This is a genomic window from Streptomyces guryensis (genome assembly GCF_021261325.1).
GTDB classification, from domain to species: Bacteria; Actinomycetota; Actinomycetes; order Streptomycetales; family Streptomycetaceae; genus Streptomyces; species Streptomyces guryensis.
In genome coordinates this window covers 639,331-654,040 of record NZ_JAJSBI010000002.1, presented here as the reverse complement: position 1 = coordinate 654,040, position 14,710 = coordinate 639,331, and the positions used below count along the sequence as shown (strand labels likewise).

12 protein-coding genes are annotated in these 14,710 nt (G+C 70.0%); 4 read left to right on the top strand and 8 right to left on the bottom strand.

Annotated features, from left to right (window positions below; genetic code table 11):
- Positions 1 to 7: 7 nt before the first annotated feature.
- From LJ657_RS06820 to LJ657_RS06805, 4 genes are all read right to left on the bottom strand, one after another.
- On the bottom strand, positions 8 to 1,648 hold the full coding sequence (locus LJ657_RS06820; protein ID WP_308117012.1) for a hypothetical protein: 1,641 nt from the start codon (positions 1,646 to 1,648) through the stop codon (positions 8 to 10).
- 363 nt (positions 1,649 to 2,011) lie between these two features.
- On the bottom strand, positions 2,012 to 3,280 hold the full coding sequence (locus LJ657_RS06815) for an alpha/beta hydrolase (protein WP_232647367.1): 1,269 nt from the start codon (positions 3,278 to 3,280) through the stop codon (positions 2,012 to 2,014).
- 144 nt (positions 3,281 to 3,424) lie between these two features.
- Positions 3,425 to 4,030, bottom strand: a complete 606-nt coding sequence (gene rfbC / locus LJ657_RS06810) for a dTDP-4-dehydrorhamnose 3,5-epimerase (RefSeq protein WP_232647366.1) — start codon at positions 4,028 to 4,030, stop codon at positions 3,425 to 3,427.
- 26 nt (positions 4,031 to 4,056) lie between these two features.
- Entirely contained in the window at positions 4,057 to 6,066 is a 2,010-nt protein-coding gene (locus LJ657_RS06805; protein ID WP_232647364.1) for a glycosyltransferase family 2 protein, read from the bottom strand.
- A gap of 221 nt (positions 6,067 to 6,287) precedes the next feature.
- Between LJ657_RS06805 and LJ657_RS06800 the strand changes: the two genes are divergently transcribed.
- The 3 genes from LJ657_RS06800 to rfbD are packed head-to-tail and all read left to right on the top strand — an operon-like array spanning position 6,288 to position 9,219.
- On the top strand, positions 6,288 to 7,355 hold the full coding sequence (locus LJ657_RS06800) for a glucose-1-phosphate thymidylyltransferase (protein ID WP_232647362.1): 1,068 nt from the start codon (positions 6,288 to 6,290) through the stop codon (positions 7,353 to 7,355).
- The gene (rfbB, locus tag LJ657_RS06795) at positions 7,352 to 8,338 is read left to right on the top strand and encodes a dTDP-glucose 4,6-dehydratase (protein ID WP_232647360.1); all 987 of its coding nucleotides are present in this window, start codon (positions 7,352 to 7,354) and stop codon (positions 8,336 to 8,338) included. Before LJ657_RS06800 ends, rfbB begins: the two co-directional genes overlap by 4 nt.
- Before the next feature lie 32 nt (positions 8,339 to 8,370).
- Positions 8,371 to 9,219 carry a dTDP-4-dehydrorhamnose reductase gene (gene rfbD, locus LJ657_RS06790; RefSeq protein ID WP_372487821.1) on the top strand — a complete coding sequence of 283 codons (849 nt, stop codon included), beginning with the start codon at positions 8,371 to 8,373 and terminating at the stop codon, positions 9,217 to 9,219.
- 91 nt (positions 9,220 to 9,310) lie between these two features.
- Here rfbD and LJ657_RS06785 read toward each other — a convergent pair whose 3' ends face one another.
- Positions 9,311 to 10,351 (bottom strand): hypothetical protein, encoded by a 1,041-nt coding sequence (locus LJ657_RS06785; RefSeq protein ID WP_232647358.1) that lies wholly within the window; start codon positions 10,349 to 10,351, stop codon positions 9,311 to 9,313.
- A gap of 1 nt (position 10,352) precedes the next feature.
- A complete protein-coding gene (locus LJ657_RS06780) occupies positions 10,353 to 10,670 on the bottom strand; it encodes a hypothetical protein (RefSeq protein WP_232647356.1) in 318 nt (105 codons plus the stop codon).
- Between the two features lie 178 nt (positions 10,671 to 10,848).
- On the opposite strand from LJ657_RS06780, the gene LJ657_RS06775 reads away from it, so the two are divergent.
- Entirely contained in the window at positions 10,849 to 12,057 is a 1,209-nt protein-coding gene (locus LJ657_RS06775; protein WP_232647354.1) for a hypothetical protein, read from the top strand.
- Here the strand turns inward: LJ657_RS06775 and LJ657_RS06770 are convergent.
- Positions 12,032 to 13,690: a sensor histidine kinase gene (locus LJ657_RS06770; RefSeq protein ID WP_232647352.1), complete on the bottom strand. Its 1,659-nt coding sequence runs from the start codon at positions 13,688 to 13,690 to the stop codon at positions 12,032 to 12,034. The genes LJ657_RS06775 and LJ657_RS06770 overlap by 26 nt on opposite strands.
- Positions 13,684 to 14,370, bottom strand: coding sequence for a response regulator transcription factor (locus tag LJ657_RS06765; RefSeq protein WP_232647351.1), 687 nt, complete (start codon positions 14,368 to 14,370; stop codon positions 13,684 to 13,686). Before LJ657_RS06765 ends, LJ657_RS06770 begins: the two co-directional genes overlap by 7 nt.
- Positions 14,371 to 14,710 lie beyond the last annotated feature (340 nt).

Here is a 14,710-nt window from a genome sequence, read left to right as displayed (position 1 = left end):
CGGACGCTCACCGGGCCGACGGCCCGGCGGGCGGGATGTGGGCCGTCGTGATCGTCATCGGGGTGCCGGTGACGGCGATGAGGTAGGTGCGTTCGTGTGTGCCGCCCGGGAGGGTGCGGAACCCTCCCTGGGGTTCGACGACGTATTCGGCGGAGGCGTGCGGGGCCAGGGTCGACGGGCCGGAGGTGATGGTCCACCAGTTGGAGGCACCCTGTCCGGTGCGGCTGGCGAAGTGCGGGGCGAGGGTCGTTCCCGTGGTGTTGACGGCCCGTACGTCGATGGCGGTGACGCCGGCGCGTGAGTGGTGCGTGGCGTAGCGCGGCGCGAGGCTCAGGCGCAGGGGCGGCGGGCTCGCGGCGGCGACCGCCACACAGGCGAGGGCGGGCACGAGCAGGCCCACCGCCACGGCGGCCTTCGTGCGGCGGCCGGTGACACCGGGCAGACGTGGCTGCCAGGCGGTGGCGAACGCGGCGGCCGGAGCGGTGGCGGCGGCCGCGAGCCACAGCGGGGTCATCATCAGGAAGTACCCGTCCTGGGAACGGGTGGACAGATAGAACGCGCACCAGGGCAGCACCGTGATCGCGGGGCCGAGGCGCCGGACGAACAGCAGCGTGGCGGCGAGCAGGCCGAACAGGAGCAGCATGCTGCCGTAGGAGTAGTAGTCGAGGCGGCTGCTGCCCGCGGTGAAGTAGTACGAGATGCCCATCAGGCCCTGGCCGTGCAGGATCGCCTTCTGGTCCAGGGGCAGCAGCAGCCCGTGCAGCCAGGTGGAGAAGTCCTGGACGGCGAAGTAGGCGTTGACAGCGGCCCAGGCGAATACCGCCGTGGCGGCATACCGGGCGGTGACGGCGAGCGCCCGCCGGGGGCCGAGTTCACCGCGTCGGACGGCGTACAGGCCGATCAGGAGGAACGGGGTGAGGAACCAGGCGAGTTGCTGCGCGGCGCAGGCCGCGCCGAGGCAGGCCGCCCGCAGCACTCCCCTCCCTCCCAGTCGGCCGCCGGCGCCGGTGCGGGGCCAGCGCACCACGACGGGAACGAGCAGGGCGAGGGCCGTGATCGCCGGGTAGCCGGCGTAGGCGTAGTGAGGCAGGAAGCCGAAGCCGAGACAGACCGCGGTGGCCGCGGACCGCCAGGGCGCCGGCAGCAGGATCCACAGCAGGACCGAGGAGGCGAGGAGCGCCCCGGTGGTCACCAGCGTGACGGCCGCGGCCGAGTGGAGGACGGCATACACCGGGGCGGCGACCAGGGCCGTCAGCGGCGGGTAGCCGTAGGTGTAGTCGGCACCGCCGGACATGGTCTTGGTGATCCCGACGCGCGCGCTGTCGAAGAGCCATCGCCAGGACTGGCCGTAGACCGGATGGCCGTGCAGGATCTGGTTCGCGGCCTGCGCGGTCAGCACGCCTTCGTCGGTGCCCGCGTGGTCGAGCAGATAGCCGCAGGCCACCAGGGCCACAGCGGTCATCAGCACCAGCACGTCCACCCGGACCAGCGCCCGCCGGGTGCGCACCAGGAGGGCGAGTACGGCACACACCAGGATCGAGGCGTAGCAGACGGAGATCGCCCCGGCGACGGCCGGGCGGGACTCCATCGCGGCAGTCCAGGCGTCACGCGTCCCGATGAACAGGCTGATCGTGGCCACCAGCGTCATCCCACGATGCAGCTGCTGGGGGCCCGCCCCCGGAACTCCGGCCGCCGCGGCCCGAGTCGGAGACGGTGCCATCAGGTCTGTGCCGGAGCGACCGCTGAGCTCGAGGTCCGTTCCGGCGTGATGGGCGTCAACCACGCGACCGCCTCCTCTTCCTCATCCCCATTGGGCGGCACCCACGTGTGGTCGGCCACTCGGAACCAACTACTACAACGTGTAGGTAAGTGCCTGAGGGCGAGGTTTCTCAGGAGCAGGCCGCCATCCTTCGGCGTCGGCGCGGCGGCCCGGTGGAGGGCGGGCTCCTTCTCACCCACCTCTCACCCTACAGACCGTAGGGTGGCGTGATCCCGTACCGTCCGCCCAGGGTCACCTGCGCCTGGTGGGGGCCTCCGAGGGCTCCTGGCCCGAGGCACGCACCGTGGTGTGGCCCGGCTTCGGCTTCGGGAGGTGCCGGGGCACGACGTCCTGGGGGAAGGTCAGCTGCTGGTTCATCCACTTCAGGGTGGCCGGCATCTCCCGTACCCAGGTGGGGAAGTTGTGGCTGCCGTTGTCGGGCAGGATCGACACGACGCGCATGGGCGCCTTGACGGCCTTGATGAAGGCCAGGGTCTGCGGGTACCCCTTCTCTCCGTGCTTGCTGTCGGCGACCAGGACGGAGACCTGGGGCACGGGAAGGTGCTTGAGCCGCCACATCAGGTCGTGCCCGTTGATCCGGTTGACGCGGCCCAGCCCGCTGCCGAAGAGGTTGCCGGTCGTTGCGTCGTCCTTGATCTTGTAGTCGGGAGACAGGGCACCGGCCGTCGTGTAGACGTGCGGGTTGCGCATCGTCAGCTGCAGGGCGCAGGTGCCGCCGGAGGAGTACCCCATGACGCCCCAGGCGGTGGCGTCGTGACCCACCCGGTAGTTGGCCTTCAGGGCGTCCGGCAGGTCCTTCGCCAGGAAGGTCTCGGTCTGCGGTCCGCCCGGGACGTTCACGCACTCGGTGTCGCGCGGCGGAGCGATCGTCGGCCGGATCATCACCATGATGGTCGGCTGCATCTGGCCGCTCTTCTGCAGCTCTCCGGCGGTCTGTGACACCCGCAGGTACTGCGCGAGGTTGAAGATGCTGCCGGGGTAGCCGCTGAGCGCGACGATCACCGGGAAGCGCTGCCGGTGGTACGCCTTCTGGAAGTACTGCGGCGGCAGGTACACGAAGGCGGGGTCGACGACGCCCGTGCGGCGGCCGATGACCTTCACGGACTCGACCCGCCCGTTCACCGCCGGGTTGCCGGTGGGCAGCCCGCTCACCCGGTTCAACTGCTCGTTCCCGTTGGGCTGTATAAGGGCGCCCTTCACCGAGACGCCGGTGATGGCCCCGCCGTCGTTGTTTCCGCCCGCCTGGGTGACGCCGACGGGAGCGGTGTCGACGTTGCCGAAGAGCTCACCCCACGAGCCGAAGAACTGGTACGAGGAGTTCAGCCAGCACGCGAAGGCCGCGATGATCGTCACCTGGGCCACTCCGACGGCCGCAAGCCGTCCGAGCACCTGCCACACACCCTGCTTGGCCAGCCGTGGCCACAGCCAGACCAACAGCGCCACACAAATGGCGGCCACGGCCGCCATCACGTACACAGTCGTCTCGCTGGTCAAACCCATGCCACTCAGTCCCCGGTTTCCTTGCCCGTGGTTTTTCCGTCACCCAGGAGGAGGGTTGCGGACCCTTCCGCGTTCCCCAAGAAACGCTAATGGGACAAAGCCCATACCTCTTTCTTGTTTTCGCGGAAGGTCCGTCGACAGAGGTCAGGAGCCGTCAGCCGTTCGGAGGGACCTGCGGTATGTGACGCAGTCCTCATACACCGGGAGCAGACCCTGGGCCTCCGCCTCGGCGAGCGTCGGTGCCTGCTCGTCCTTCGGGGACAACAGCGGCTCGATGTCGGCCGGCCACTCGATGGCGAGATCCGGGTCCAGCGGGTGGATACCGTGCTCACGCCCGGGGGAGTAACCCTCGGAGCAGAGGTAGACCACGGTCGCGTCGTCCGTGAGGGCGAAGAAGGCGTGGCCGAGGCCCTCGGACAGGTAGACGGCGTGGTGGGTCTGGTCGTCCAGCCGGACGGCTTCCCACTGCTTGTACGTCGGTGACCCGACGCGGATGTCGACGATGACGTCGATGACCGCGCCGCGCACGCACTTGACGTACTTGGCCTGGCTCGGCGGCACGTCGGCGAAGTGGATGCCGCGCAGGGTGCCCCGCCTGGAGACGGAGCAGTTGGCCTGGGCCAGGTCGAGATCCTGGCCGGTCGCCTCGCGGAACTCGGCGCCCCGGAACCACTCGTGGAAGCTGCCGCGTTCGTCGGGGAAGACCTTGGGCTCCAGCACCCAAGCGCCCTCGATACCCAGTGGTCGCACGTGTTGATCCTTGCTCGCGTGTTCGTTTACTTCTTCAGAGCCCGACGGAGCTTGCCCGCCGCCCGGCGGAGGAGCGTCGATTTTACGGGGCGAGGGGCGGGCCCGCGCCGTCCGGGATCCTTGGCCGCCAGGTCGGCGGCAGCGGCGGCGAGGGGCTTGACCACGGCACCGCCGGTGGCGGAGACGGCGAGCACCAGTGGAAGGGCCACCGGCTTGCCGGCCCCGGTCGCGGGCACGGTCAGCTCCAGCCGCCACTGGCCCTCCGCCGGCTCACCGACCGGGAGGTCGGCACTCAGGTCGGCGTCGCCGGTCCCGCGGGCGGTCAGCGTGGCGGGGAGGTCGACCGAACGGCTGCTCGCGACGTTCGTCAGTTTCAGGGTCGCCCCGGTCTCCCCCTGGACGTGGAACGGCAGGACGGCGGAGAGGCGGCCGGGGTCCGTCGTCACGGTGACGTCGGCGGGGGTCAGCGCGGCGAACTCGTACGAGAGCCGGTTGGTCTTCCGGTCGACGTCGAGGGAGAGGTTGCCGTGCGGATCGGTCCAGTACGGCAGGACCAGGCGGGCCGGGGAGCCGACGACGGCGGCGGCGCGCCCTCGCCCGGCCTCCTCGTCGCGTACGGAGCCGAGGCGGGTCTCCTTGGTCCAGCCGCAGGAGCTTATGCGGATGAGGACGTCCCAGATGCCGGCGTCCAGTGCGGCGCCGTTCGCGGCCGTCAGCGGGTCGACCTGCGAGGTGGCGCGCAGGATCTGGCGGAAGTCACCCTCCCGGCCCTCCACGGCGACCTTCTCGCGGGTGAGCTCGACCGGCTGGAAGAACTCCGCGGCCGTCGCGCGCTCCCGTACGACGAGGTCGACCTTGGACTTGGCCAGCGGCGCGGAGGTGTTCGCGCCGAGCAGGGCGATGGCGTCCAGGCTGGTCTGCGGCAGCGGCGGAACCAGCAGGTCCTTGTCGCCGTCGGCGCGGAAGGTGATGGGCTCGCCGGCCGACTTGTACTCGGCGGTGAAGCCTATCGACAGCTTGCCGTCCTCCCAGCCCAGGGTCTCCAGCACGCCGGAGGGCTTGATCCCCGACTCCCACTGGGCGAACTCCTCGACGTCGGCCAGCCGGTTCGCCGCGATCAGGCCGGCGACGATCTGCTGCGTGGGCTGCAGACCGGCCGCGACACCGGGTCCGAAGCGCTCGACGACGACCTTGTGGATCTCGTCGAACAGCTCCTGGCGGTAGTCCTCCGGCAGCTTCAGCAGGCGCTGTCCGCGCATGCGCTCGACCATCTCGTTGCGCAGCCAGCGGCGGAAGAGCCGGTCACGCAGCGGGCCGGGCTCGGTGAGCTTCTCGACGACGTCGAGGGCCTCGCGGAGGTTCTTGAAGTAGCCGACCGGGTCGAAGCGCTGGAAGCCCGCGTTGGACGCGTCCTCGCGCTTGACGTGGTAGTAGCACAGGTAGTCGCTGAGCACGGCGACGTTCTCGGCGCGCAGGTATGCCTCGGTGACGAAGACGTGGTCCTCGAGGCGGCGGCGCCCCTCCATGTAGCGGAGGTCGTACTTGTCCAGGAACGCCTTGCGGAACATCTTGTGCGGGGTGAGGCTGTCGATCAGCGGGGCGTTCTCGACGTTCGCGTGCGGGCGGTTCTTGCGGAACAGCTCCAGCGGGACCGGGCGGCCCTTGCCGGCCATCTTGCCCACGATCACGTCGGCGCCGTTCTCCACGCCGTATTTGTACATGCGTTCGAGCGCTTCGTCGCCCAGCCAGTCGTCGTTGTCGACGAACTGGATGAACTCACCCTTGGCGGCGGCGATGCCGACGTTGCGCGGCTTGCCGGACCAGCCCGAGCCCTCCTGGTGGATGACGTGCATGTGGGGGTACTCGGCGGCGAGCCGGTCGAGGCGCTCGGGGGTCTCATCGGTGGAGCCGTCGTCCACGAAGATCGCTTCGTATTCGTCGTCCGGCAGGCTCTGGCGGAGAAGAGAGGAGATGCAGTCCTCGATGTACTTGCCCGGGTTGTAGACCGGGATCACCACGCTCACCTTGATGGGCATGTCTCTTCTTCCGCTTCAGTCACTGGGGAGTCATAACGTCATGACCCGGCGTACACCGCCGCTAGCTGACGGACAAGGCTAACGCGTGGCAGTCACACCGTGGTCACGTCAAGCGGCGGCAGCGGCCACGAACGGATCACAAAGTCCACACGATGGTTTGGCCAACGGTGACGAAACGCACGGAGCGGTGCCTGCGCCGGACCCCGGTTAGGATGCGCCGCATGAAGGCTCTCGTTCTCTCCGGTGGCTCGGGCACTCGCCTGCGTCCGATAACCCACACATCGGCCAAGCAGCTGGTGCCCGTCGCCAACAAGCCCGTCCTGTTCTACGGGCTGGAGGCGATCGCGGACGCCGGCATCACGGACGTCGGGATCATCGTCGGCGACACCGCCCAGGAGATCCGGGAAGCCGTGGGCGACGGCTCGAAACTCGGGATCAGCGTCACATACATTCCCCAGGACCAGCCGCTCGGCCTGGCCCACGCGGTGCTCATCGCCCGCGAATTCCTGGGTGACGACGACTTCGTGATGTACCTCGGCGACAACTTCATCGTCGGCGGCATCACCGGTCTCGTCGACGAGTTCCGCACCGAACACCCGGACGCGCAGATCCTGCTGACCCGGGTGCCCAACCCGACCTCGTTCGGTGTCGCCGAGCTCGACGAGAGCGGCCGCGTCAAGGGCCTGGAGGAGAAGCCGAAGCAGCCCAAGAGCGACCTCGCGCTGGTCGGTGTGTATCTCTTCACCCCCGCCATTCACGAGGCCGTCCGCAGCATCGAGCCCTCCTGGCGCGGCGAACTGGAGATCACCCACGCCATCCAGTGGCTGATCGACCAGCGCAAGGACGTCCGCTCGACGACGATCTCCGGCTACTGGAAGGACACCGGGAACGTCGCCGACATGCTGGAGGTCAACCGCTCCGTCCTGGAGACGCTCGAGCCGGGCGTCGAGGGCACCGTGGACGACTCCAGCGAGATCATCGGCCGTGTGCAGATCGACGCGGGTGCCGAGGTCCGCGGATCACGCATCGTCGGCCCTGCCGTCATCGGCCCCGGCTCGGTGATCAGCGACTCGTACATCGGCCCCTTCACCTCGGTCTCCGAGGGCTGCCGGATCGACGACAGCGAGGTCGAGTACTCCATCGTCCTGCGTGACTCCTCGATCACCGGCGTACGGCGGATCGAGGCCTCGCTCATCGGCCGCAACGTCCAGGTCACCCCCGCGCCCCGCAATCCCGCAGCCCACCGATTCGTCCTCGGCGACCACAGCAAGGTACAGATCTCTTCATGACCACCCGAATCCTGGTGACCGGCGGTGCCGGTTTCATCGGCTCCCACTACGTCCGTACCCTGCTCGGCCCCGAGGGCCCCGGGGATGTGGCGATAACCGTCCTGGACAAGCTCACCTACGCGGGCAACCCGGCCAACCTCGACGAGGTGCGCGCCCACCCGGGCTTCCAGTTCGTCCAGGGCGACATCTGCGACCCCGAACTGGTCGGCAAGCTGATGGCCGAACACGACGAGGTGGTCCACTTCGCGGCCGAGTCGCACGTGGACCGCTCCATCGACGGCGGCGCGGAGTTCGTCCGGACGAACGTGGTGGGCACGCACACCCTGATCGACGCCGCGCACCGGGCGGGGATCAAGACCTTCGTGCACATCTCCACCGACGAGGTCTACGGCTCCATCGACGAGGGTTCCTGGCCCGAGACCCACCCGCTGCAGCCCAACTCGCCGTATTCCTCGGCCAAGGCCTCCAGCGACCTGATCGCCCTGTCGTACCACCGCACCCACGGCCTCGACGTGCGCGTGACCCGCTGCTCCAACAACTACGGGCACCACCACTTCCCCGAGAAGGTCATCCCGCTGTTCATCACGAACCTGCTGGACGGCAAGAAGGTCCCGCTGTACGGCGACGGCGGCAACGTCCGCGACTGGCTGCACATCGACGACCACATCCAGGGCATCGACCTGGTGCGCACCAAGGGCCGGGCCGGAGAGGTCTACAACATCGGCGGCGGCACCGAACTGTCCAACAAGGAACTCACCGGACTGCTGCTGGAGGCCTGCGGCGCGGACTGGGACACCAGCGTCGAGTACGTCCAGGACCGCAAGGGCCACGACCGCCGCTACTCCGTGGACTGCACCAAGATCCGCGAGGAGCTCGGCTACCGGCCCCGCAAGGACTTCGCCACCGGCCTCGCGGAGACCGTGGCCTGGTACCGGGACAACCGCGCCTGGTGGGAGCCCCTCAAGGAGCGGGCCGCGCTGTGACATCCACCTGGCTCATCACCGGTGCGGGCGGCATGCTCGGCATGGACCTCCTGGCCCGTCTCGCGGCCGACGGCGGGCAGAGCGTCGGCCTGACCCGGGCGGACCTGGACATCACGGACCCGGAGGCGGTGCACAGTGCCGTCGCCGAGCACGAGCCGGACGTGGTGGTCAACTGCGCCGCCTGGACGGCCGTCGACGACGCGGAGACCCAGGAGGCCGAGGCGCTGCGGATCAACGGCGACGGTCCCCGGAACCTGGCGGCCTCCTGCGCGAAGACCGGCGCCAAGCTGCTCCAGGTCTCCACGGACTACGTCTTCGCCGGCGACGGCACCGCTCCGTACGCGGAGGACGCCCCACCGGCTCCACGCAGCGCCTACGGTCGCACCAAGCTGGCCGGTGAGCAGGCGGTGCTGACCGCACTCCCGGACGCGGGTCACGTGGTGCGCACGGCATGGCTGTACGGCGCGGGCGGCGGCAATTTCGTCCGCACGATGATCAAGCTGGAGGGCGTCAAGGACACCCTGGACGTGGTCGACGACCAGCGCGGCCAGCCCACCTGGACCGTCGACCTCGCCGACCGGCTCGTCCGCCTCGGGCACTCGGCGCTGGCGGGTACCGCCCCGGCCGGGATCTACCACGGCACCAGCAGCGGCGAGACCACCTGGTACGGGCTCACCCGGGAGATCTTCCGGCTGCTCGGCGCGGACCCCGAGCGGGTCCGTCCGACCACCAGCGCCGCCTACGTCCGCCCGGCCCCCCGACCGGCCTACAGCGTCCTCGGCCACGACCGCTGGGCAGCCGCCGGGATCGAGCCCATCCGAGACTGGCGCGAGGCCCTGAGGGAAGCGTTCCCGGCGCTGCTGGCGGCCGAGCGGCCCTGAGCCGACGTACGACTCCCCTCGAAACGGGCGGGGTTGGCTGAAACCTGTTGCTGGTTCAGCCGACCCCGCTCGTTTTCGCTTCGTCCGGCGCTCAGTGCGAGCCCCTGCGGCGACGTACGACGAAGACCACACCGCCCAGCAGAGCGGCACAGCCCGCCGCGCCGACGACGAGTGCCGCCCGGCCCGCACCGGCGGCGGCCAGGATGCCGCCGGACGGTGCCGTCGCGGTCGATGTGGCCGACGCACCGAAGGCGAAGGCGACACTGTCGTTGGCGGCGTCCGGGTCGTGGAGCGGGACACCGGCCGGGCCGCGACGCACGGTCGCCGTGCCCCCGGCCCCGTCGTACCCCTTGGCGGTCTTCACCCACAGCTCGAAGAACTGGCTCTTGCCGGCGGCGACACCGAACGGCACGGGGCACACGTAAGGCCGATGGCCCGCCTCGAAAGGTGCCGTCCGGGTGTCGCTGACCCGGAGCAGGCACTGGCCGTACGGACTGTCCTCGCCCTCCTCGAAGGCATTGCCGGTCGCCACCGTGCCCTTGGGCAGGACGACATCGACCAGGGCCACGGCCTTGCCGACCGTGCTGTACACGGAGGCGGGGCCGTGATTGACGGCGTTGAGATCGAGAGTCCATTCACCCGGGTGGCGGCCGGGCCTGACGGTGGCGGTGGCGGCGAGATCCGCGAAGTTGTCGGCCGAGACGGTGAACCGGCCCTTGGCACCGGCCTCGAAACCGTTGCCCGGCCCGGAAGCCGGGACGAGGGTGAGTGCGGGGCCGGTACCCCGCTCGCTGCCGCCGCCGGGTTGTACGTTCGGCCTCAGGAGGGTGACCGAGTAGTCGGTCACGGCGTTCAGGACCCGCTTGCCGACGGTGGCGGTCAGGAGGCTGCTCAGCTCCACGGTGGTACCGGCAGGCACAGGGGCCTCGAAGATGCAGGCGACGGATGTGTGGCCGCCCGGTTCAACCGCATCGTCCCCTGAGCCGTAGGTGCAGTTGGAGAACTTCCGGTCGAAGGCCAGACCGCCCTCCGACTCCCACTGCACCATGACGCGCCGGTCGGTGGCCAGATCCCCGATGTTGCGGAGCTGGAGCGGAAGAGCGATCCGGGAGCCGATCCTGGCGTGCGACACATCAGGAACCCTGCCGACGACCAGGTTCGGGGACAGCGACGCTCGCGATGCCCGCCAGGTCACGCGCGTCGATCACGAGCGTGTCGTTCGTGGGTACGGGTACCTGCGCCCCGCCGTCCCAGAACATCCAGTTCACATAGGCCGACTGCGCCGCCCGCGCCACGTTGAGCTGCTTCTCCGCCTCGATCGTGGCGTAGGCCCGCGTCGGCGGCGGCGACGGTGTGACAGCCGGACCGTCGGCCACGGCGGCCGCCCCCGGCGCCAGAGCGAGCACCGCGGCGGCCGGTACCGCCCCGAACACCGTCCACTTGGACTTCATGCACATGTGATGCACGAGACACGCGGAAGGTTGCCGCGCAAGTGGAGCGCCCGCGGTGAAAATTACCTGATGCCGCATTAACGACGAATGTCGTTGGTTCTCACGAAGTAAGAGATTTCTTGTCCATGGAACCCGGCCTTCGGCCGCCCCCTCCTGCATGGGAGAGAAGGAGGTCGAAATGGGCGACAGCCCCATGAAGACGAGCAACGCGCTCACGCGGCGGTTCACACCGGTCATCGATCCAGCGCCTCAGCAGCGGCGGTGGCGGGTCGAGCTGGGGAAGGCACTGCCGGCACTGACGTTGTTCGTCTCCGTGCGGCTGACCGGGGTGATCATGGCGACCCTGTGGTCGATCCACCTCGGCAGACACCCGCGAACCGTGGCCGGCCTGGAATGGGACGGCCACTGGTACTGGCACATCTCCCAGTATGGCTACGGCCTGATCACCCACGCCAAACACGGCCACGCCGTCTACAACGACCTGGCGTTCTTCCCCCTCTTCCCGGGCCTGATCCGCGCGGTGAACACGGTGCTGCCGATCGGGGCGGTCAACGTGGCGCTGCTCATCGCGTGGAGTGCCGCCCTGATCGCGGCCTGGGGCGTGTACGCGGTGGGCGAGCTGCTGCACGGACGGCGCATCGGGATCCTCCTCGTGGCGCTGTGGGCGCTGCTGCCGCACGCGATCATCCTGACGATGGCGTACACCGAACCCGTCATGACCGCCTTCGCCGCCTGGTCGCTCTACGCGGTGCTGACCCGCCGCTGGCTGACCGCGGGGACGCTGGCCGTGCTGGCCGGGCTGTGCCGTCCCAACGGCCTCGCCGTGGCCGCCGCCGTCGTCACCGGCGCCGTCGTTCATCTGTGGCAACTGCGCCGCGCCGGTGCGCCCACGGCGCCCCGCGCCTGGGCGGCCGCCGCCGTGGCTCCCCTCGGATGGCTGGGCTACATCGGCTGGGTGGGGCTCCAGACGCACGACCCCCTCGGCTACTTCCACGTGCAGAGCCTGTGGGGCTCACGGTTCGACTTCGGCCGCAACACGGCCCACACGTTCAAACACCTGATCGTGGGGCACGACACCCTCGTCGTCTATCTGACCGCCGCGATCGTCCTCGGCTACCTGCTGCTGTTCGTCTTCTGCGTCCTGAACAGGATGCCCCTGCCTCTGCTCGCCTACTGCGCGCTCCTCATCGTGATGGCCGTCGGCGGCACCCACTTCTTCAGCAGCAAGCCGAGGTTCCTGCTGCCGGCCTTCCCGCTGCTGCTCCCGCTCGCCCGGCATCTGGCGCGCAGCCGCCTGCGCACGATCGTCGTCCTGCTCAGCGCGCTGGCCGTCGTCTCCCTCTTCTACGGCACCTACCTGCTCACCGTCTCCCACCGGGCCCTGTGACGCCCCTTGCGGTGCGGGCGGCGAGGAGTTCGTCGGCGGCCGCGGGCATGCCTTCGTCCCGGAGGATGTCGGCGAGGCCGGTGACCTCCCAGGCGGATGCCTGCCGTGCGACGTGGCGGAGCAGTGCCTGGAGGTGGTCGTCGCGTCCGGCCGTGATGAGGGCACGCACCAGGTCGGGCACGACGTCTTCGAGGGGCTGGTGTCCGGCCTTGTGGGTGAGTAGCGCCGGGATGTCGTCGGGCTGGTCGCAGGCGTGCAGGAGCTCGGTCACCACCGGCAGGACGTCCTCGTGCGCCAGGGGCAGCCGTACGGTGAACCGGGCTCCGGCCCGGTCGTCCTGACCGGCGGCGAGGGTGAGCGTGCCGTGGTGGAGGGTGCTGATGCGACGGGCGATGGCCAGGCCGAGGCCCGTGCCCCCGGCGTCCCTTGTGCGGGCGTCGTCGAGTCGGCTGAATCGTTCGAAGATCGTCTCGTGGTGCTCGGGCGGGACGGGCGGGCCGTCGTTGGCCACGTCGAGTACGGCCTGCCGGCGTTCGTGGTCCCGGGTGAGCGTGACGGTGATGGTGGTGGCCGCGTGGCGCTCGGCGTTGTCGAGGAGGTTGGCCAGGACGCGACCGAGGAGACCCGGGTGGCCGGTCACGGGCGCGGGTTCGTCGGGGGCCGTGACGACCAGGCTCAGGTGATCGGGTACGTCACGGCGGGCGACGGCTTCGCGTACCAGGCCGGGCAGGTCGACTTGCTTGGTCAGGAGGGTTTTCGCGTGTGAGGCCTGAGCGTCGAGGCGGGCCAGGAGCAGCAGGTTCGTGGTGATGTCCTGGAGGTGAAGGGTGTCGTGCAGGGCGTCACGGGCGGCGTCGGGCCAGTGGGCTGTCCCGGAGCCGGTGAGCGCGAGTTCGAGTTCGGCACGCAGGCAGGCGATCGGGGTGCGCAGTTCGTGGGCGACGTCGGAGGTGAACTGCCGTTGCCGGGCGGCCGCCGCGTCGAGGCGGTCCAGGGCGCTGTTCATCGTCGCCACCAGCTGCGTGAACTCCCGGCCGCCGCGCCCCGTGGGTATGCGCTGGTCAAGGCGGCTCAGGCTCAGTGCGGCGAACTGCGTTCGGATCACATCCACCGGCTTCAGGGCCCGGCCGACGACCAGCCAAGCAGCGCCGGCCGTCAGCGCGGTGAGCGCCAGCGCGCCGCCTGTCAGCCACCACACGGCGGTGTTCAGCCGCCCCTGATCCGTCCATGCCTCCGGGAACTCGATCGGGTCGGAGCCGTCGGCCGGAATGAGACGCACGGGTACCGCGTCGTCGGGGTCGCTCCACGGCCACAGCGAAAGGCGTTCGCCGCGGATCAGGGGAACGGTGTCCCGCCGGACCGCGTCCCCGTGAGGAGGCGCCGCGGTGCACGACACCGTGCCGGAGTCGTCGCTCACGCACAGCGACGTCTCCACCGACGACACGACGCCGCCGTCGGTGACCCGCTGCAGCGCCGAGGCCGTGAGCGACTCGCGCACCAAGGCGGCGGCAGCGACGGCGCCCACTGCCACCAGGACGGCGGCGACCAGGGCCGCGGCCAGCGTCAAGCGCAGACGCACACTGCCCGGGCGCAGACCGCGCCGGAACCGTCGTGTCCGAAGAGTCCTCAGCATGGCCCCTCCGGTGCCCCCTCCAGCCGGTAGCCGAGCCCCCGTACGGTGCGCAGGGAACGACGTCCGAAGGGGGCGTCGATCTTGCGGCGCAGGGCGCTGACGTAGACCTCCACCACGTTGACGTCTCCGTCGAACCGGTCGTCCCAGACGTGCTCCAGGATCTCGGTCTTCGTGACCGTCTGGCCGCCGCGCCGCGCCAGGTACTCCAGCACCGAGAACTCCCGCACCGTCAGAGCCACCGGCACCGTGCCGCGACGGCAGTGCCGGGCCGCGGGATCCACCTCCAGGTCCCCGACGCGCAGCACGGCGGGGCGCTGCGGCTGTCCGCGCCGCATCAGCGCCCGCAGCCGGGCCAGGAGCGTCACGAACGAGAACGGCTTGGTCACGTAGTCGTCCGCACCTACGTCCAGCCCTTCTGCCTCGTCGTACTCCCCGTCCATCGCGGTCAGCATCAGCACCGGCGCCCATATGTCCGCCTGGCGCAGCCGGCCGCACACCCCGTATCCGTTCAGGCCGGGCAGCATCACGTCCAGCACGATCGCGTCGTACGCGTTCTCGCCCGCCCGCTCCAGCCCTGACGGTCCGTCGTACGCGACGTCAACCGCCCATCCCTCACCGACCAGGCCGCGCCGCAGCAGCTCCGCCATCCGCCGGTCGTCCTCCACCACCAGTAAGCGCATGGCCCCAGCATGAGGGAGGCGGCCTGTGGCCAACCTGAAGAACCGCACGCTCTCGGGGAGTTGACGCACGGACCTTCAGCAATCCTCAGCTTGCCCACAGCTGCTCACTGCCACAGTCGTTGCCTGCGCCGGGCCCATGACCGGTACATCGGCCATTGATCAGGGCGGCGGATCCGACTGCCCGTTCAATTCCCCGACGGGGAAGGTCGAGGTCGTACGGCACCTCCGGCGCAAGCGGCCGGCCTTGATGGGCCGTCAGCACCGGGGCCGGGCTGCCGGCCGGCGCGAGGGGAGCGGCCGGCAGCCCGGCCCGATGGCCGGCAGGCCCCGTGCGTGCGCC